Origin of the sequence: Streptomyces mexicanus (assembly GCF_902506575.1) — a bacterium.
Lineage (GTDB): Bacteria > Actinomycetota > Actinomycetes > Streptomycetales > Streptomycetaceae > Streptomyces > Streptomyces mexicanus.
On the sequence record NZ_LR732544.1, the window covers coordinates 4,528,526 to 4,545,455 of the forward strand.

Here is a 16,930-nt window from a genome sequence, read left to right on the forward strand (position 1 = left end):
GCCCGTGTGAATCTGAACGAGGTCGATCCCTCACCTACCGGGGGATCCCACCCACACGGGAGTGAAACCATGGGTATGAAGGACAAGTTCCAGGACCAGGGCGAGCAGTACCAGCAGCAGGGCCGGGAGCGCGCCCAGGAGGGCCGCGAGAAGGCCGGCCAGCGTTCGTCCCAGCAGCGTGAGCGCGGTCGTCAGGACATCGACGAGGTGCAGGACGACATGGACGACCGCCTCAACCAGGACTACGACCGGTAGTCGTTGAGTGATGCTGTGCTCGGCTCCGGCCGGGACGCGTGGGGTGCCCTGTGTGCCAGGGCACCCCACGTTCGTGCGTCGGCTTCGGTGGCGCTTTCCGTGGGGCGCGGGGACCAGCTCGGGTTCCCTCAGTCGTGGGGGGCGCCCAGGATGCACTCAGCGGTGGGGGGTGGCGACCGGGGTGGTGTCCAGCAGTTCCAGGGCCAGTTCGATGGCGGTGTCCATCTCCACGTGCCGGCCCTCGGCCCAGTCCATCGGGGTGCGCAGGGACTCGATGTCCGGGCTGACGCCGTGGTTCTCCACGGACCAGCCGTAGGCGTCGAACCAGGCCGCGTTCATCGGCACGGTGATGACCGTGCCGTCGCCCAGGCGGTGCCGGCCGGTCATGCCGACCACCCCGCCCCAGGTGCGCTGGCCGACCACCGGTCCCAGCTTCAGCAGCTTGAACGCCGCGGTGATCATGTCGCCGTCGGAGGAGGTCGCCTCGTCGGCGAGCGCCACGATCGGGCCGCGGGGCGCGTTGGAGGTGTACGACACCGGCTGGGCGTTGCGGGTCAGGTCCCAGCCGAGGATGGTGCGGGTCAGCTTCTCGATGACCAGCTCGCTGATGTGGCCGCCGGCGTTGCCGCGCACGTCCACGATGAGCGCCGGGCGGGAGATCTCCATGCGCACGTCCCGGTTGAACTGCGCCCAGCCCGAGCCGCCCAGGTCGGGGATGTGCAGATAGCCGCAGCGGCCGCCGCTCAACTCGCGGACGACGGCGCGGCGTTTGGCCACCCAGTCCTGGTAGCGCAGCGGCCGGTCGTCGATGAGGGGGACGACCGCGACCCGGCGGGGCGGCCCGTCGCCGTCACCGGGGTCGAACGTCAGCTCCACGGTCGTCCCGCCGGACCCGGCCAGCAGCGGGTCCGGGCCCGCCACCGGGTCCACCGGGCGGCCGTCGACGTGGGTGAGCACCGCGCCCGCGCGGATGCCGGTGCCGGCCAGCGGGGAGCGGGCCCGGGAGTCGGAGGAGTCGCCGAGCAGGATCCGCTTGACCACCCAGCGCCCGTCGCGGCACACCAGGTTGGCGCCGAGCAGGCCCTGCCAGCGCTGGTACTGCGCCGGTCCCTCGTTGCGGCGGGCGGCGGCGACGTAGGCGTGGGAGGTGCCCAGCTCGCCCAGCACCTCGCGCAGCAGGTCGGCGAACTCGTCCGGGGAGGCCACCTGTTCGACCAGGGGACGGTACTGGGCGAGCACCCCGTCCCAGTCGATGCCGCTCATCCCGGGGTCCCAGAAGTAGGCCCGGATCAGCCGGCCCGCCTCCTCGTACGCCTGCCGCCACTCGGCGCCCGGGTCGACCACGGGCATGATGCGGCGTACGTCGATCCAGGTGGTGGTGTCGCTGTCGCCGATCTCGGTGGACGGCACCGCGCGCAGGTCGCCCTCGTCGACCACGACCAGCCGGGTGCCGTCGCCGCTGACCGCGAACCAGTCCAGGTGGCCGACCAGTTCGGACTTCTTCGCCTTGCCGAGGTTGAAGTGCTCCAGCGTGGGCCGGCCGGTGGTGTCGTCGGGGTTGGCGAACGTCTCGCCCAGCGCCCCGGAGATCGGCCAGCGCAGCCAGACCAGGCCGCCGCCCGCGACCGGGGCCAGCGCCGAGTACTTGGAGGCGATGACCGGGAAGGGCGTCACGCGCATCTCCAGCCCCTCCACCTCCACGGTGGCCGCACCGGGTTCGCCGGCCTCCTCCTCCAGCGGGTCCAGGCCGCCGGCGGCCGGCCGGCCCTCGGGATTGAGGGCGAACGGCGAGGGGGTCGCTGAGGACAGCGGCACCAGGTAGGGCTTGCAGCCCAGCGGGAAGGACAGGTCGCCGGTGTGCACGTCGTACACCGGGTCGAAGCCGCGCCAGGACAGGAAGGCCAGGTAGCGGCCGTCCCGGGTGAAGACCGGGTTCTCGTCCTCGAAGCGGCCGTTGGTGACGTCCACGACGAGGCGGTCCTTGATCCGGGCCATCTTGATCTGCCGCAGCGTGCGGCCGATGCCGGGGTGCGACCAGGTCAGCCAGGCCCCGTCCGGGGAGAAGGCGAGGTCGCGCACGGGGCCGTTGTCCGACCGGACCAGCTCGGTGACCGGCCCGCCGGTCGTCTCGGAGTCCTCGTCGCTCTCACTGCTCTCGGTGGTCCCGCCGGCCTCGGCGGCCTCCTGCTCCGCCTGGGACACGTCGAGCAGCAGCAGCCGTCCGTCGTCGGCGGCCGGGGCGAGGCGTTCGCCGTCGGGGTCGGAAACCATCTCCAGGACGCGGCCCGGCTGTCCGGAGGCGAGCCGGCGGGGCGGGCGGGCGCCGCTGGCGCGCGGCAGGTGGGCGATCTCGACGGCGTCCTCGCCGTCGGCGTCGGGGACGTAGGCGAGCCTGCCGCTCTCCCCGAGCATCTCCGGCAGGCGGACGCGGACGCCGGGCGTGTCGGTGAGGGTGCGGGCGGGGCCGTCGCGGTGGGTCAGCCAGTACAGCGAGCCGCGGACGACGACGGCGCTGGCCCGGCCGGTCTCGTCGACGGACAGGCCGTCCAGGGTCTGCGCGGCGGGCGCCGGGTAGGGGCGGCGGCCCGCCCGGGGGCCGCTCAGCCGTACGGTCAGCTTGCGCGGCTCGGAGTCCGGGGAGAGGTCGTCCACGATCCACAGCTCGCCCGCGCACTGGTAGACCACGCGGCTGCCGTCGCTGGCGGCGTGCCGGGCGTAGAAGGCGTCGTGGTCGGTGTGGCGGCGCCGGCCGGTGCCGTCGTGGGCGCAGGAGTAGAGGTTGCCGACGCCCTCGTGGTCGGAGAGGAAGGCGATCCGGCCGCCGACGAACATCGGGCAGGCCAGGTGGCCGCCGATGTCGGGCAGCAGTCGCCGCCCGTGCAGCCACAACCGGCCCATGGCGCCGCCCCGGTAGCGCTTCCAGGAAGCGGGTTCGTGCGGCGGGGTGCCGGTCAGCAGCAGGGTCCTGCGCTCCCCGCCGAGGTCGGCGACCTGTAGGTCGCTGACCGGCCCCCAGGGCAGCTTGCGGCCGGGGGAGCCGTCGGTGTCCACCTTGTAGGCCCAGGTGAAGTACGAGAACGGCTCGCTCTGCGAGGTGACGGCGAGGATCTCGGTGCGGTCGTGCTCGTCGGGCGGGCTCCAGCCGCACACCCGGGTGTCGGTGCTGCCCCAGTACGTCAGCCGGCGGCCCGGCCCCCCGTCCACCGGGACGAGGTGGATCTCGGGCGCCAGGCTGCGCCAGCTCGTGTAGGCGATGTGGCGGCCGTCGGGCGAGAAGCGGGGGTGCCCGGTCTTGGTGCGGTCCACGGTGAGCCGCCAGGCCCGGCCGGCGCCGTCCAGCGGCGCCAGCCAGAGGTCGTCCTCGGCCACGAAACACAGCAGATCGCCGCTGAGGTGCGGCAGGCGCAGATAGCTCACCTACCCATGCTTCGTCCGGGCCGGGAGGCCAGCAACTCGTACGAAAACCCAGGCGAACCCATGCGTATTTATGCGCACCCGACAGACGTGACCCACCCCACGTACGAAACCGTTTCGTTTCGATCGCGCGGTGGGATACATTCATCTCGTACGAATACTCGTGGCGAGGACCTCGTGCGAGGACTCGCACGACGAACCTGACCCTGGGACGAGCCCAGTCGTGGCGGAGCGGAAAGGCGGGCCGATGGCCGAGGCAGCCAAGGGCGCGGCGGCAGCCGCTCCAGTGGAGCCGGTGTCCGCGCCGGCGCGCCGCAGCCGGATCACGCCCGAGCGCGAGGCCGAGCTGTACGAGGCCGTGCTCGACCTGCTCCGCGAGGTCGGCTACGACGCCCTCACCATGGACGCCGTGGCCGCCCGCACCCGCTCCAGCAAGGCCACGCTCTACCGCCAGTGGGGCGGCAAGGCCGAGCTGGTGGTCAAGGCCGTCCGGCACGGCAAGCCCGGCAAGGCCGGCGGGATCGACACCGGCTCGCTGCGCGGTGACCTGCACGCCCTGGTGGCCCGGGAGGACGACTGCGTCATGGAGCAGAACTCCGCGCTGATGCGCGGTCTGGCCATGGCGATGCACGCCAACCCCGACCTCAGACAGGCCTTCAGGGAACAGCTCATCGAACCGGAGACCGGCGAGTTCCAGCGGCTGCTGCGGCGCGCCGTCGACCGGGGCGAGATCCGGGCCGACTGCCCGGCACTGGACTTCGTGGTGCACATGCTGGCCGGCGGGTTCGCCGTCCGCGCGCTGATCGAGGACCAGCCGCCCACGCAGGAATTCCTTCGTTCGTACATCGACGCCGTGGTCCTCCCCGCCCTCGGCGTGACCACGTCCTGATCCCTGAACCCTGACGGGTCCCCCGTCCCTCGTAGCACCTGACGCGGCCGCTCACGTCGTCGGGCTGATCACCCCTGCCCAGTTCCACCCCAACGACCTGACCGGGAGTACGCCCCCGTGGCCACGTTCCTGTACAAACTAGGCCGGATCGCCTTCCGGCGGCGGCACTTCGTCGCGCTGATATGGGTGGCGCTGCTGACGCTCGCCGGCGTCGGCGCCGCCACCGCACCCCCCGCCGGCAGCACCTCCTTCTCCATCCCCGGCACCGAGGCCCAGCGCGCCTTCGACCTGCTGGAGCAGCGCTTCCCGGGCGCGAGCGCCGACGGGGCGACCGCGCGGGTGGTGTTCAAGGCGCCCGGCGGCCAGAAGATGACCGACGCCGCCCCCAAGGCCGCCGTGGAGAAGACCGTCAAGGAGCTGTCCGGCGGCTCCGAGGTGGCCTCCGTCGCCGACCCCTACACCGGGCACGCCGTCAGCAAGGACGGCACCGTCGCGTACGCGTCGGTGAAGTACAAGGTCTCCGGCATGGAGCTGGAGGACTCCTCCCGCACCGCCCTGAAGGACGCCGCGCAGGACGCGCGGGACGCCGGGCTCACCGTGGAGATCGGCGGTGACGCGCTCAGCGCCGCGCCCGAGACCGGTGCGACCGAGGTCATCGGCATCGTCATCGCCGCCGTCGTGCTCGTCATCACCTTCGGCTCGCTGCTGGCCGCCGGGCTGCCCCTGCTGACCGCGCTCATCGGCGTCGGCATCGGCGTGTGCACGGTCACCGCCCTCGCCCACGCCCTCGACCTGGGCTCCACCACCTCCACCCTGGCCTCGATGATCGGCCTGGCCGTCGGCATCGACTACGCCCTGTTCATCGTCTCCCGCTACCGCGCCGAACTCGCCGAGGGGCACACCCGGGAGGAAGCGGCCGGGCGGGCCGCGGGCACCGCGGGCTCCGCGGTGGTCTTCGCGGGCCTGACCGTCGTCATCGCCCTGGTCGGCCTGTCCGTCGTGAACATCCCGATGCTGACGAAGATGGGTGTCGCGGCGGCCGGCACGGTCGTCGTCGCCGTCCTCATCGCGCTGACGATGATCCCGGCGCTGCTCGGCTACGCGGGCCGCAGGGTCAAGCCGGCCGGCCAGAAGAGCCGGCTGCTGGGCGGCGGCCGGGCCGCGCGCACGCCCGCCCGCCCCAACATGGGCACCCGCTGGGCGAGCTTCGTCGTCCGCCGGCCCGTCGCCGTGCTGCTGCTCGGCGTGATCGGCCTGGGCGCCGCCGCCGTCCCCGCCGCCTCCCTCGAACTGGGCCTGCCCGACGACGGCTCGCAGCCCGTCTCCACCACCCAGCGCCGCGCCTACGACCTGCTCTCCGAGGGCTTCGGGCCCGGCTTCAACGGCCCGCTGATGGTCGTCGTCGACGCCAAGGACAGCGACCGCCCCAAGGCCGCCTTCACCGAGGTGACCGACGCGATCAAGTCCCTGCCCGACGTCGTCACGGTGACCCCGGCCCAGGCCAACAAGGCCGGTGACACGGCGACGGTGACGGTCGTGCCGAAGTCCAAGCCGTCCTCGGCCGGCACCGAGGACCTGGTGCACGCCATCCGCGGCGCCGGCGCCGGCATCACCGCGAAGACGGACGCGAAGGTGCTGGTCACCGGCTCCACGGCGATGAACATCGACGTCTCGCAGAAGCTCAACGACGCCCTGCTGCCCTATCTGGCCCTGGTCGTCGGCCTCGCCTTCCTGCTGCTGATCGTGGTGTTCCGCTCGGTGCTGGTGCCGCTGAAGGCGGCGCTCGGCTTCCTGCTGAGCGTGCTCGCCGCGCTCGGCGCGGTGGTCGCCGTCTTCCAGTGGGGCTGGCTGTCCGGCCTGATGGGCGTGGAGCAGACCGGTCCGGTCATGTCGATGATGCCGATCTTCATGGTGGGCGTCGTCTTCGGCCTGGCCATGGACTACGAGGTGTTCCTCGTGACCCGCATGCGCGAGGCCCACGTCCACGGGGAGAAGCCCAGCCAGGCCGTCGTCACCGGCTTCCGGCACGGCGCCCGGGTCGTCACCGCGGCCGCGGTCATCATGATCGCCGTCTTCTCCGGCTTCATCGGCTCCAGCGAGTCGATGATCAAGATGATCGGTTTCGGCCTGGCGATCGCCGTCTTCTTCGACGCGTTCATCGTGCGCATGGCCATCGTCCCGGCGGTCCTGGCCCTGCTCGGGCGCAGGGCCTGGTGGCTGCCGAAGTGGCTGGAGCGCGTCCTGCCGAACGTGGACGTGGAGGGCGAGGGCCTGCGCGCGCAGTCGCCCGCCGGCGCCCGGGACGCCGACCCCGACGCGGACCCGGACGGGCAGCGCGAACTCGTGCGCGCCTGACCGGAACACGCCGGTGAACCGCTCGTGACGTGCGGGGAAGGCAACTGGGGCCTGTCCGGCGGATCAAGACGCAGGGAACTCACGGCGACTGATCTGCCCAGGTGAGCGGGGCATGGTGGGTCCCTGTGCAAGGCGGAGGAGGGAGTCGACGCGGAGCGTCGAGGACCGACGACAACGCCGCAGAGGGGCGCGCCAGGCCCCGCGTCTGCGGCATGATCCGCCGGACAGGCCCTAGCCTGCCCTTCCATGACGACACCTTCCGCTTCCGCGTCCTCCGCCTCGGCGGCCCACCCCCGGTTCGCCGAGGCGCTGCGCACCCTGGGCCTCGGCGAGCTGCTCGCCGAGGTCCGCGCGTTTCCCGAGGCCACCCGGACCGCCGCCGAGGCGGCGGCGGCCATCGGCTGCGAGCTGAGCCAGATCTGCAAGTCGCTGATCTTCGCCGCCGACGACGTGCCGGTGCTGGTCCTCATGGACGGGGCCTCGCGCGTGGACGTCGAGCGGGTGCGCCAGGAGCTGGGCGCGGCGAAGGTCACCCGGGCCAAGGCCGAGGTCGTACGGGAGACCACCGGGTACGCCATCGGCGGCGTGCCCCCCTTCGGGCACCGCACCCGCACCCGCGTGCTCGCCGACCGGGGGCTGCTCGACCACGACGTGGTCTGGGCCGCCGCCGGAACCCCGTACACCGTCTTCCCGATGGACCCCAAGGCGCTCGTCGCGCAGGCCGGCGGCACCCTCGTGGACGTGCGCGAGCGCACGGCGTGACGCCGCTCGTCACCGCGGCGGTGCTGCTGGCGGCGGTCACCCACGCCAGCTGGAACGCGATCGCGCACCGGATCACCGACAAGCTGGTCGGGTTCACGCTCATCGCGGGCGGCGGACTGCTCATCGGGCTGGTGCTCATCCCGTTCACCGCTCTCCCGGCGGCCGCCGCCTGGCCGTACCTGCTCGCCTCGGCGGCCGTCCACGTCCTGTACTACGCGCTGCTGATGACGTCCTTCCGGCTCGGGGACTTCGGCCAGGCGTACCCGATCGCGCGCGGCACCGCGCCGCTCGTCGTCACCGGGCTCGCCGCGCTGTTCGCGCACGAGGTGCCCGACGGCTGGGCGGCGGCGGGCGTCGCGCTGTCCTGCGCGGGGCTCACCGGCGTCGCCCTGTGGGGGCTGCGCGGACGGCGGCCCGACTGGGCGGCGATCGGGGCCGCGCTGGCGACCGGGCTGACCATCGCCGGGTACACGGTGGTCGACGGGCTCGGCGTGCGCGCCTCCGGATCGTCGCTCGGGTACATCGCCTGGCTGATGGCCCTTCAGGGCGTGGTGATCCCCGCCTGGGCGACGACGCGTTGGCGCGGCCGGACGTCCGCGATGCTGCGGCCGTACGCCGCGGTCGGGCTGCTCGGGGCCGCGCTGTCCGTGACGGCGTACGCGCTGGTGCTGTGGGCGCAGACCCGGGCCGAACTCGCCCCGATCGCGGCCCTGCGTGAGTCCTCCATCCTGGTGGGCGCGGCGATCGGCGCGGTGTTCTTCAAGGAGCGCTTCGGGGCGCCGCGCATCGCCGCGGCCGGCCTGCTGGTCGTGGGCATCGGGCTGATGCTGCACAGCGGTTGACGGCGATCCGCCGCCGCGCCGGTCGCCTGTCCTGTTGTCGCGCCGGCCGTCGCGTCGTTGGCCAAACCCGCGCCCACGGGCCGCCCGGTCCGGTGCTGCACGCGGCTGGGGAAAGGCGCACCCTGGAAGCAGGTCTTCCGGAGGTGATGGTCATGATGAAGACCGCTGTGGGATGGCACGTCGAACTCGAATTCAAGGAGGACGACCAGCACACCAAAGCCGCCGCGCTGGTGCGCCTGCCCGACGGCAGCGAGATCCGCGGGCACGGGCGGGCCAGCCGGTTCCGCACCGACGCCAACCAGCCGCGGGTCGGCGAGGAGATCGCCGGGGCGCGGGCGCTCAACGAACTCGCCATGCAACTGCTCGACAAGGCGCACGAGGAGATCGACCAGGCCTCGGGCCGTACGTCCCAGCCGATCCACATCTGAGCCCCCGCCCACCCGCCGGGCCGGGCACCGCGGACGCCGGCGCGGCGCCCGTGCTCACGCCAGGGACGCGCGCACCGCCCGGACCAGGGCCTGGGCGCGGGGGTCCGCCGTCACGCTCGTGCGGAAGCCGTTGGTGACGTAGCCGAAGGCGATCCCGGAGTCGGGGTCGGCGAAGCCGAGGGCGCCGCCGCGGCCGGGGTGGCCGAAGGAGCCGGGGCCGAGCAGCGGCGAGGCGCTGCCGTGCAGCATGTAGCCCAGGCCGAAGCGGGTGGGGGCCACCAGCACGCGGTCCGGGCCGGCCGCGGCCTCCGCGCGGGCCAGGGCGGCCGTCTCCGGCGTGAACAGGCGCACCCCGCCGTCCACCTCGCCGATGAGCGAGGCGTAGAAGCGGGCCAGGCCGTCGGCGGTGGCGATGCCGTTGGAGGCGGGCAGAACGGCGCTCCGGTAGGCCGGGTCGTTCTCGTCGGGCTGGGGCGTGATCGCGGCGAAGGCCCGGCGGGTGAGGGAGTCGGGGTCGCCGTAGGCCTGGGCGAGGGAGCGCTTGGGCCGTATCCGCAGCCCGCCCGCCTGCGTGGCGGGCGGCTCGACGCGGCCGACCCGGCCCACGCGGTGCGCCTGCTGAGGCGGCAGCCCGACCCACAGGTCCGCGCCGACGGGCCCGGCGATCTCGGTGGCGATCCACGCGCCGATGGACCGGCCCGTGACCCGACGGACCAGTTCGCCGGTCAGCCAGCTGTAGGTCTGCGCGTGGTAGCCGTGGTCCGTGCCCGGCTCCCACACAGGCGCCTGGGCCGCAACTGCCGCCGCGCCCCGCTCGGGGTCGGTGGCCTCGGCGGGGGTGAGCGGCCGGTCCAGGACCGGTACGCCCGCGCGGTGCGCGAGCAGCTGCCCCACCCGCGTGTGCTCCTTGCCGGCCGCCTTGTACTCCGGCCAGTACGCGCCGACCGGGGCGTCCAGGTCCAGTTCGCCGCGCTGGTGCAGCAGCAACAGGACGGCGGCGGCCACGCCCTTGGTGGCCGAGCGCACGATCTGTGCCGTGCCCCGCTCCCAGGGGGCGGCGTCGCCCGCGCCGTCCACGTCGCGGGTGCCCGCCCACAGGTCGACGACCTTGTGGCCGTCCCGGTAGACCGCGACCGCCGCGCCGCGCTCGCCGCGGTCGGCGAAGTTGGCCGCGAACGCGTCCCTGACCGGCTCGAAGCCCTCGGCCACCGTACCGTTCACGTCCACGCCCCGGCTCCCGTCCCGTCGTTGCCACTCGTTGCTCTGACCGTCGCAGCGCCTGCGACAGTGAGTGCAACGCGGGCGTGGCGCCTGCGATTCCTCAGTACCGGGCGCTCGCGGTCACCGGGAGGGCTGGGCGCCGGCCGTCACCGAGCGCGGGTCGAAACCGAACGGCAGCTCCAGGCGGTGGGCGCGCATCAGCGCCTCGTCGGACAGCAGCTCGCCGGTCGGACCGTCGGCCGCGATCACGCCGTCGCTGAGGATCAGCGAGCGCGGGCACAGCTCCAGCGCGTAGGGCAGGTCGTGGGTGACCATCAGCACCGTCACGTCCAGCGAGCGCAGGATGTCGGCCAGCTCCCGGCGGGAGGCCGGGTCGAGGTTGGAGGAGGGCTCGTCCAGCACCAGGATCTCCGGCTCCATGGCGAGCACGGTGGCCACCGCGACCCGGCGCCGCTGCCCGAAGGACAGGTGGTGCGGCGGTCGGTCGGCGAAGTCCTGCATGCCGACCCGCTCCAGGGCCGTGCGCACCCGCCGCTCCAGCTCGGGCCCCTTCAGTCCGGCCGCCGCCGGACCGAACGCCACGTCCTCGCGCACGGTCGGCATGAACAGCTGGTCGTCCGGGTCCTGGAAGACGATGCCGACCTTCTGCCGGATCTCGGCCATGTGCCGCTTGCCCACCGGCAGCCCGGCCACGGTCACCGTGCCGGTGCCGCCGCCGAGAATGCCGTTGAGGTGCAGCACGAGGGTGGTCTTGCCGGCGCCGTTCGGGCCGAGCAGCGCCACGCGCTCCCCGCGCCCGATGGCGAAGTCGACGCCGAAGAGGGCCTGGTGTCCGTCGGGATAGGCGAAGGCGAGGCCGGAGACCTCCAGGGAGGGCACGGGCGCGGAAGTAGGCACAGTCACAGCATCCATCCCAGCAGACAGACCACGAGCGCGGCACAGGGGAGGGCCAGTGCGGAGGACCACTGGGCCCGCGAGGCGCTCACCTCGTCGATGACCGGCATGGACCCGGCGTAGCCGCGGCTGACCATGGCCAGGTGGACCCGCTCGCCGCGCTCGTAGGAGCGGATGAACAGCGCGCCCGCGGACTTGGCGAGCACGCCCCAGTGCCGCACGCCGCGCGCCTCGAAGCCGCGGGACTCGCGGGCGATGCGCATGCGCCGCATCTCGTCGGTGATCACGTCGCCGTAGCGGATCATGAAGGAGGCGATCTGCACCAGCAGCGGCGGCAGCTTCAGGCGCTGCAGGCCGAGCAGCAGTTCCCGCAGTTCGGTGGTGCTCGCCAGCAGCACCGAGGCGGCCACCCCGAGGGTGCCCTTGGCGAGCACGTTCCAGGCGCCCCACAGGCCGCCCACGCTCAGCGACATCCCCAGCACGTCGACCCGCTCGCCCTGGGCCACGAACGGCATGAGCACCGCGAAGGCGACGAACGGGATCTCGATCAGCAGCCGCTTGAGCAGGAAACCCGCCGGTACGCGGGCCACGGTCGCCACCGCCGCCAGCAGCACGGCGTACAGGGCGAACGCCCACATCGCCTGGCGCGGGGTGGACACCACCACCACGACGAAGGCGAAGGCCGCGGCCAGCTTGGTGTGCGGCGGCAGGGTGTGCACCGGCGAGTTCCCCTGCCGGTACAGCCGGTGCGCGTGACCCGCGCCCATCAGACGGCCTGGGAGGAGGGCGTGGAGGACTCGGCGGTCTCGGATGCCGTGCGGCGCCTGCGCACCACCCAGAACACCGAGCTGCCCACGACGACGGTGACGCCGACGCCGATCACGCCCGCGAGCCCGCCGGACAGCCGGGCGTCGGAGATGTCCTTCACGCCGTAGTCGGCCAGCGGCGAGTCGGACGCCGCGTGCTTCTCCTCCTTCTTGTCGATCCCCTTGTCGTGGGCGACCTTCTCCAGGCCGTCGGGGCTGGCGGAGGCGTAGAAGCTGACGAAGCCGGCGAGGACCAGGGAGGTCACCAGGCCGGTGATCCACAGCTTGCGGTGCGACCGGGCGGCGGCGGGCGCGGGCTCCGGCGCGGCGGCGGGGGCGTCGACGAGTTCGCCGCCGACCCGCAGCTTCAGCCGCTGCCGCAGCCCGCGGGCCCCGTACACCAGGTCGGGCCGTACGGCGATGACGGCGCCTACGGTCAGCGCGGTGATCACGGCCTCGCCGATGCCGATGAGCACGTGCACGCCGATCATGGCGGTGGCCACCTTGCCGATCGGCACGTCCGTGGTGCCGCCGACGGCGTAGATCAGGGTGAAGGCGACGGCGGCGGCCGGCACGGAGAGCAGTGCCGCCACGAAGGAAGCGACGGTCACCGAGCGGCGGCGGCGCGGCAGCACCTTCACCAGGCCGCGGAAGACGGCGTAGGACACCACGGTGGTGACGATCGCCATGTCGGTGATGTTGACGCCGAGCGCGGTCAGGCCGCCGTCGGCGAAGAGGATGCCCTGCATGAGCAGGACGACGGACACGCACAGGACCCCGGTGTAGGGGCCCACGAGTATCGCGGCCAGGGCCCCGCCGAGGAGGTGGCCGCTGGTGCCGGCCGCGACGGGGAAGTTGAGCATCTGCACCGCGAAGATGAAGGCGGCGACGAGACCGGCCAGCGGCGCGGTGCGCTCGTCGAGTTCCCGGCGCGCGCCGCGCAGGCTCACGGCGAGGGCGCCGGCGGCGATCACGCCGGTGGCGGCGGAGGTGGGGGCGTCGATGAATCCGTCAGGGACATGCACCGTTCGATGATAGAGGCTTGTTGCGAATGACTTGCAAGAGCGGGGGTCCGCTCTCTGGAGCCCCCTGGCGGGTGCACGGATACGCGTTCGGCGCGCGTGAAATCGGAAATCTGGGACATTGGTAATGGAAGGGGCAAGTATTTTCCTGACGGATCACGGAGAGTGAAGGGCCGTACGATGTCGGTGGTCGAACAGTTCGCGCGAGCCCGCATAGTCACCGACGACGACACCCAGGACGAGCGCGACGCCGTCCCGGTCGTGCTGCGCTACGACCCGCAGGCCGACCCGCGCGCGGTGCGGATCGCGCTGCCCGACGGCCGCGCGTGGACGTTCTCCCGGTCGCTGCTCGAACAGGGCCTGCGCGCCCCGGCCGGCACCGGCGAGGTCCGGGTGTGGCCGTGCGGCCGGGTGCAGACGGTGGTGGAGTTCCACACCGCGCAGGGCGTCTCGGTGGTGCAGATCGAGACCAAAGCGCTGACCCGGTTCCTGCGCCGGACCTACACCGAGGCCATGGCGACGGCCTTCGCCCACGGCTGACGGGCCGGTGGGCACGGGCCGGTGGGTGAGGCCGGTGGGCACCCGCCCCTGCCTTCAGCCGGTGCTCAGCCGCCCGCCTTCAGCAGGGACGCCACGATCGGGCCCGCCGTGTCGCCGCCGTGTCCGCCCGCCTGGACGACGGCCGCCGCCGCGAGATCGCCGCGGTAGGCGGTGAACCAGCCGTTCGGCTTCTCCTGCCCGTCGACCTCGGCCGAGCCGGTCTTCGCTCCGACGTCGCCGCTGACCCCGGCCATCGCCTTCACGGCCGTGCCGTACTCCACCGTGTACCGCATGACCTCCTTCAGCTGCGCCCGCGTCGTGGCCGACATGGTGCGCGCGGCCTTCGCCGGCGTGCGGTGGTCCACGTCGAAGGACACCAGGTACGGCTGGTGGAAGGCGCCGGCCTGCACCGTCGCCGCCACCGACGCCATGTTCAGCGGGTTCATCCGCACCCCGCCCTGCCCGATCAGCGAGGCGCCCATCTGCGCGCCGCTCTGCACCGGCACCGAGCCGTCGAACGACGGCACACCGATGGCCCAGTTGTCCATGCCCAGGCCGTAGACCTCCTGGGCCTCCTTCGTCAGGTCGCTGTTCGACAGCTTCGGCGCGAAGTCGATGAAGGCGTTGTTGCAGGAGGCCCCGAAGCTCTGCTCGAACGTGCCGTGCTTGATCTCGGAGTCGTCGTCGTTGTGGAACGTCCAGCCGGCCAGCTTGTAGGTCTTGGGGCAGGGGTGCGAGGCGCCCGGGGTGACGAGCCCCTTCTCGAACAGCATCGTCGCCGTCACGATCTTCATCGTGGAGCCGGGCGCCAGGGAGCCCTGGAAGGCGGTGTTGAAGCCGTGGCCGCTGTTGGCGACGGCCAGGATCTCACCGGTCGAGGGGCGCAGCACGACGACCGAGGCCCGCTTGCGCCGGTTCACCTGCTCCTCGGCGGCGGCCTGCAGGGTGGGGCTCAGCGTCGTGCGCACCGTGCCCGGCGTGCCCTTGCTCAGCTCCAGCAGCGTCTTGTCGGACAGCTCGGCCTTCTTCGAGGCCGCGCCGCGCACCACGCGCAGTTCCACGCCGGCCTTGCCGCCCGCCTTCTTGCCGTACTTCTCGCGCAGCCCGTCCAGGACCGTGCCCAGCGAGGGGTACTTCGCCGCGGTCAGCTCGTTGCCGTCGCGGTCCAGGGCCTTCACCGGCGGGGTGCCGGCCTCGCCGGGGACCAGGGGGTCGCCGTCCTTCAGGTCGGGGTGGACGACGGAGGCGTGCCAGTCCACGACCGGGGCGCCGTCGTCGGCGCGGCGCACCACGGTCAGGGCGCTGTCGTAGGCCAGCGGCTTGCTCAGGCCCTGGTAGGACACCGTCGCCTTCACCGAGAAGGGGACCTTCGTGCCGCTCGGGGTGCCCTCGGTGAGGGTGACGTCCTTCAGGTGGGCGTCCTTGGTGTAGCCGGTCAGCAGGGCGGTGGCGGCGGTGGAGTCGCTGGTGGCGGCGGCCGCCTGGGCGGGCCGGCCCTGCTGCCAGGCGGTCAGGAACCGGGTGGCCGCGCTTCGCACCTCGGCGGCCGTCAGCGGGCCGGTCTTCACCGTCCTGTGCACGCCCGCGGACGTGGTCCGCGGCTGGCCCTCGGCCTCGGCGCCGCCGTACAGGGCGTACGCGCCGAACCCCGCCCCGCCGGCGACCACGGCGATCACCGCGCCGATCACGGCGGGAGTCGCCTTCCGCCGCTCGGCGACGCGCCTTCTCTTGCCCACTGCCTTCCGTCCTCCGCGATCCCCGGGCCCGACGGCCCGTTGCCGCCGCCGCGTGCCCAGCGCACCCGGCGACGGCCACCACCCTAGAGTCCCCTGTGGTGCCCGGAGCGCCGGCCACCGGTCCGTAGCCAACCTGCGACATACGGTCCCCGGCGCGGTGGCCGGGGCGTGCGGGCGGATCAGCCGGCGGCGCGCAGCACCGCCGCCACGATGGGTCCGGCGGCGTCGCCGCCGTGGCCGCCCTCCTGGGTCATGGCGGCGGCCGCCACATCGCCCCGGTATCCGGTGAACCAGCTGTTGGACTTCGCCTGCCCGTCGACCTCGGCGGAGCCGGTCTTCGCGCCGATGTCGCCGCTCAGCCCGGACATCGCCTGGGCCGCGGTCCCGGTGGTGGCGGTGCGGTGCATCATCTGCCGCAGCTGGGCGACCGTGCCCGTCGGCAGCCCCTGCGCCCGGGCCAGCTCCCGGTCGTCGAGCCGGGGCGAGACGAGGACGGGCTGACGGAAGCGGCCCGTGATCGCGGTGGCCGTCACCGACGCCATGTTCAGCGGGCTCATCTGCACCTGGCCCTGCCCGATCATGTTGGCGGCGGTGTCCGGGCCGCCGGAGGCGGGCACCGAGCCGTCGAAGGAGGGGATGCCGGTCTTCCAGTTGTCCCGGCCCAGCCCGAAGCGGTCCTCGGCCTCCCGGGTCAGGGAGTCCACCTTGACCGAGTCCGCGTACTTCACGAACGCCGTGTTGCACGAACGGGCGAAGCTGTCGGAGAGGGTGGCGTGCTCGTCGGCCTTCATTCCCGTCAGGTTGTGGAAGGTCTGGCTCTGCCACACCGCCGTGTCCGGGCAGGGCGCGGGGCCGTTCGCCGAGGTGATGCCGTTGTCGATGAGCGTGGCGGCACTGATGATCTTCATGGTGGAGCCGGGGGCGAGACGGCCCAGGAACGCCGCGTTGAAGGCGTCCGCGCGGTGGTTGGCCACCGCCAGCACCTCACCGGTGGACGCCTTGACGGCCACGATCGACGACTCGGCGAACCGCTGCACCGCCTCCTCGGCCGCCGCCTGCGCGCTCGCGCTGAGCGTGGTGCGCAGCTTGCCCGCCCTGCCCTTGGCGAGGGTGATCAGCGGGGTGTCGGCGGCCCCGGTGTCCGCGTGGTGGATGCTCAGTTCGACGGCGGGGGTGCCGCCCGCCCGGTCGCCGTACTTGGCCCGCAGCTCGTCCAGGATCGGCCCGAGCGAGGGGTACTTCTCCTTCGTCAGCACCGCCCCGTTGCGGTCGACGGCCTCGATCGCGGGCGCGGCCGACTCGCCGGTGACCAGCGTGTCGCCCTTCTGCAGCGCGGGATGCACCACCGAGGGCTGCCAGTCGACCAGCGGCCGGTGTGTGCTGGTGCCGCGCACGATGCTCAGCCGCGAACTGTAGGCCAGCGGCTCGGACTTGCCGTCGAAGGACACGGTGGCCTTGACCGAGAAGGGGACGGTGGTGCCCGAGGCCGCCCCCGGCGTGATCCTCACCCGGGAGATGTGCGCGTCCGTCCCGTAGGCCGTCAGCAGTTCCTGGGCCGCCTCGGGGAAGTCGGTGTACGACGCCGCGGTCTGCGCGTCGCCCTTCTCCCAGGCCGCGAAGAAGTTCTGCGACGTCTCCTTCACCTCGTCCGCGTCGGGCGGCCCGGTCCGCGCGGGCGCGGATCCGCCGGAGACCGCGGTCCCGTTCAGCGCCGAGACGACGTTGTACGTCCCGTACCCGGCCCCGCCCACCACGACGGCGACCAC

General features: G+C 73.1%; 14 protein-coding genes. 7 read left to right on the top strand and 7 right to left on the bottom strand.

Annotated features, from left to right (window positions below):
• The first annotated feature begins 69 nt into the window (after positions 1-69).
• Complete coding sequence (locus tag GV126_RS20370) at positions 70-255, top strand: hypothetical protein (protein ID WP_185948344.1); 186 nt, start codon at positions 70-72, stop codon at positions 253-255.
• Positions 256-411: 156 nt separating this feature from the next.
• Here the strand turns inward: GV126_RS20370 and GV126_RS20375 are convergent, their stop codons facing one another.
• Positions 412-3,672: a S41 family peptidase gene (locus GV126_RS20375; protein WP_159668825.1), complete on the bottom strand. Its 3,261-nt coding sequence runs from the start codon at positions 3,670-3,672 to the stop codon at positions 412-414.
• Between the two features lie 244 nt (positions 3,673-3,916).
• Between GV126_RS20375 and GV126_RS20380 the strand changes: the two genes are divergently transcribed.
• From GV126_RS20380 to GV126_RS20400, 5 genes are all read left to right on the top strand, one after another.
• The gene (locus GV126_RS20380; RefSeq protein ID WP_159668827.1) at positions 3,917-4,558 is read left to right on the top strand and encodes a TetR/AcrR family transcriptional regulator; all 642 of its coding nucleotides are present in this window, start codon (positions 3,917-3,919) and stop codon (positions 4,556-4,558) included.
• A 117-nt stretch (positions 4,559-4,675) separates the two neighbouring features.
• Positions 4,676-6,913 (top strand): MMPL family transporter, encoded by a 2,238-nt coding sequence (locus GV126_RS20385; RefSeq protein WP_159668830.1) that lies wholly within the window; start codon positions 4,676-4,678, stop codon positions 6,911-6,913.
• Positions 6,914-7,159: 246 nt separating this feature from the next.
• A complete protein-coding gene (locus GV126_RS20390; protein ID WP_159668833.1) occupies positions 7,160-7,675 on the top strand; it encodes a YbaK/EbsC family protein in 516 nt (171 codons plus the stop codon).
• Positions 7,672-8,517, top strand: coding sequence for a DMT family transporter (locus GV126_RS20395; RefSeq protein WP_159668835.1), 846 nt, complete (start codon positions 7,672-7,674; stop codon positions 8,515-8,517). Before GV126_RS20390 ends, GV126_RS20395 begins: the two co-directional genes overlap by 4 nt.
• A 152-nt stretch (positions 8,518-8,669) precedes the next feature.
• Positions 8,670-8,945 carry a DUF1876 domain-containing protein gene (locus GV126_RS20400; RefSeq protein WP_159668837.1) on the top strand — a complete coding sequence of 92 codons (276 nt, stop codon included), beginning with the start codon at positions 8,670-8,672 and terminating at the stop codon, positions 8,943-8,945.
• Positions 8,946-8,999: 54 nt separating this feature from the next.
• Here GV126_RS20400 and GV126_RS20405 read toward each other — a convergent pair whose 3' ends face one another.
• From GV126_RS20405 to GV126_RS20420, 4 genes are all read right to left on the bottom strand, one after another.
• Positions 9,000-10,172 carry a serine hydrolase domain-containing protein gene (locus GV126_RS20405; RefSeq protein ID WP_159668840.1) on the bottom strand — a complete coding sequence of 391 codons (1,173 nt, stop codon included), beginning with the start codon at positions 10,170-10,172 and terminating at the stop codon, positions 9,000-9,002.
• Between the two features lie 114 nt (positions 10,173-10,286).
• A complete protein-coding gene (locus GV126_RS20410; RefSeq protein WP_159668842.1) occupies positions 10,287-11,078 on the bottom strand; it encodes an energy-coupling factor ABC transporter ATP-binding protein in 792 nt (263 codons plus the stop codon).
• Positions 11,066-11,827 carry a cobalt ECF transporter T component CbiQ gene (cbiQ, locus tag GV126_RS20415; RefSeq protein ID WP_159668845.1) on the bottom strand — a complete coding sequence of 254 codons (762 nt, stop codon included), beginning with the start codon at positions 11,825-11,827 and terminating at the stop codon, positions 11,066-11,068. The genes GV126_RS20410 and cbiQ overlap by 13 nt, the downstream gene beginning before the upstream one ends.
• Complete coding sequence (locus GV126_RS20420) at positions 11,827-12,891, bottom strand: energy-coupling factor ABC transporter permease (RefSeq protein ID WP_159668847.1); 1,065 nt, start codon at positions 12,889-12,891, stop codon at positions 11,827-11,829. Before GV126_RS20420 ends, cbiQ begins: the two co-directional genes overlap by 1 nt.
• 177 nt (positions 12,892-13,068) lie before the next feature.
• On the opposite strand from GV126_RS20420, the gene GV126_RS20425 reads away from it, so the two are divergent.
• Positions 13,069-13,428 (top strand): SsgA family sporulation/cell division regulator, encoded by a 360-nt coding sequence (locus tag GV126_RS20425; RefSeq protein WP_159668850.1) that lies wholly within the window; start codon positions 13,069-13,071, stop codon positions 13,426-13,428.
• 65 nt (positions 13,429-13,493) lie between these two features.
• On the opposite strand, the gene GV126_RS20430 is transcribed toward GV126_RS20425, so the two are convergent.
• Positions 13,494-15,164: a penicillin-binding transpeptidase domain-containing protein gene (locus tag GV126_RS20430; protein ID WP_159668852.1), complete on the bottom strand. Its 1,671-nt coding sequence runs from the start codon at positions 15,162-15,164 to the stop codon at positions 13,494-13,496.
• 179 nt (positions 15,165-15,343) lie between these two features.
• Positions 15,344-16,930 (bottom strand): penicillin-binding transpeptidase domain-containing protein (locus GV126_RS20435; protein ID WP_236570056.1); only part of this gene is annotated, 1,587 nt, incomplete at its 5' end.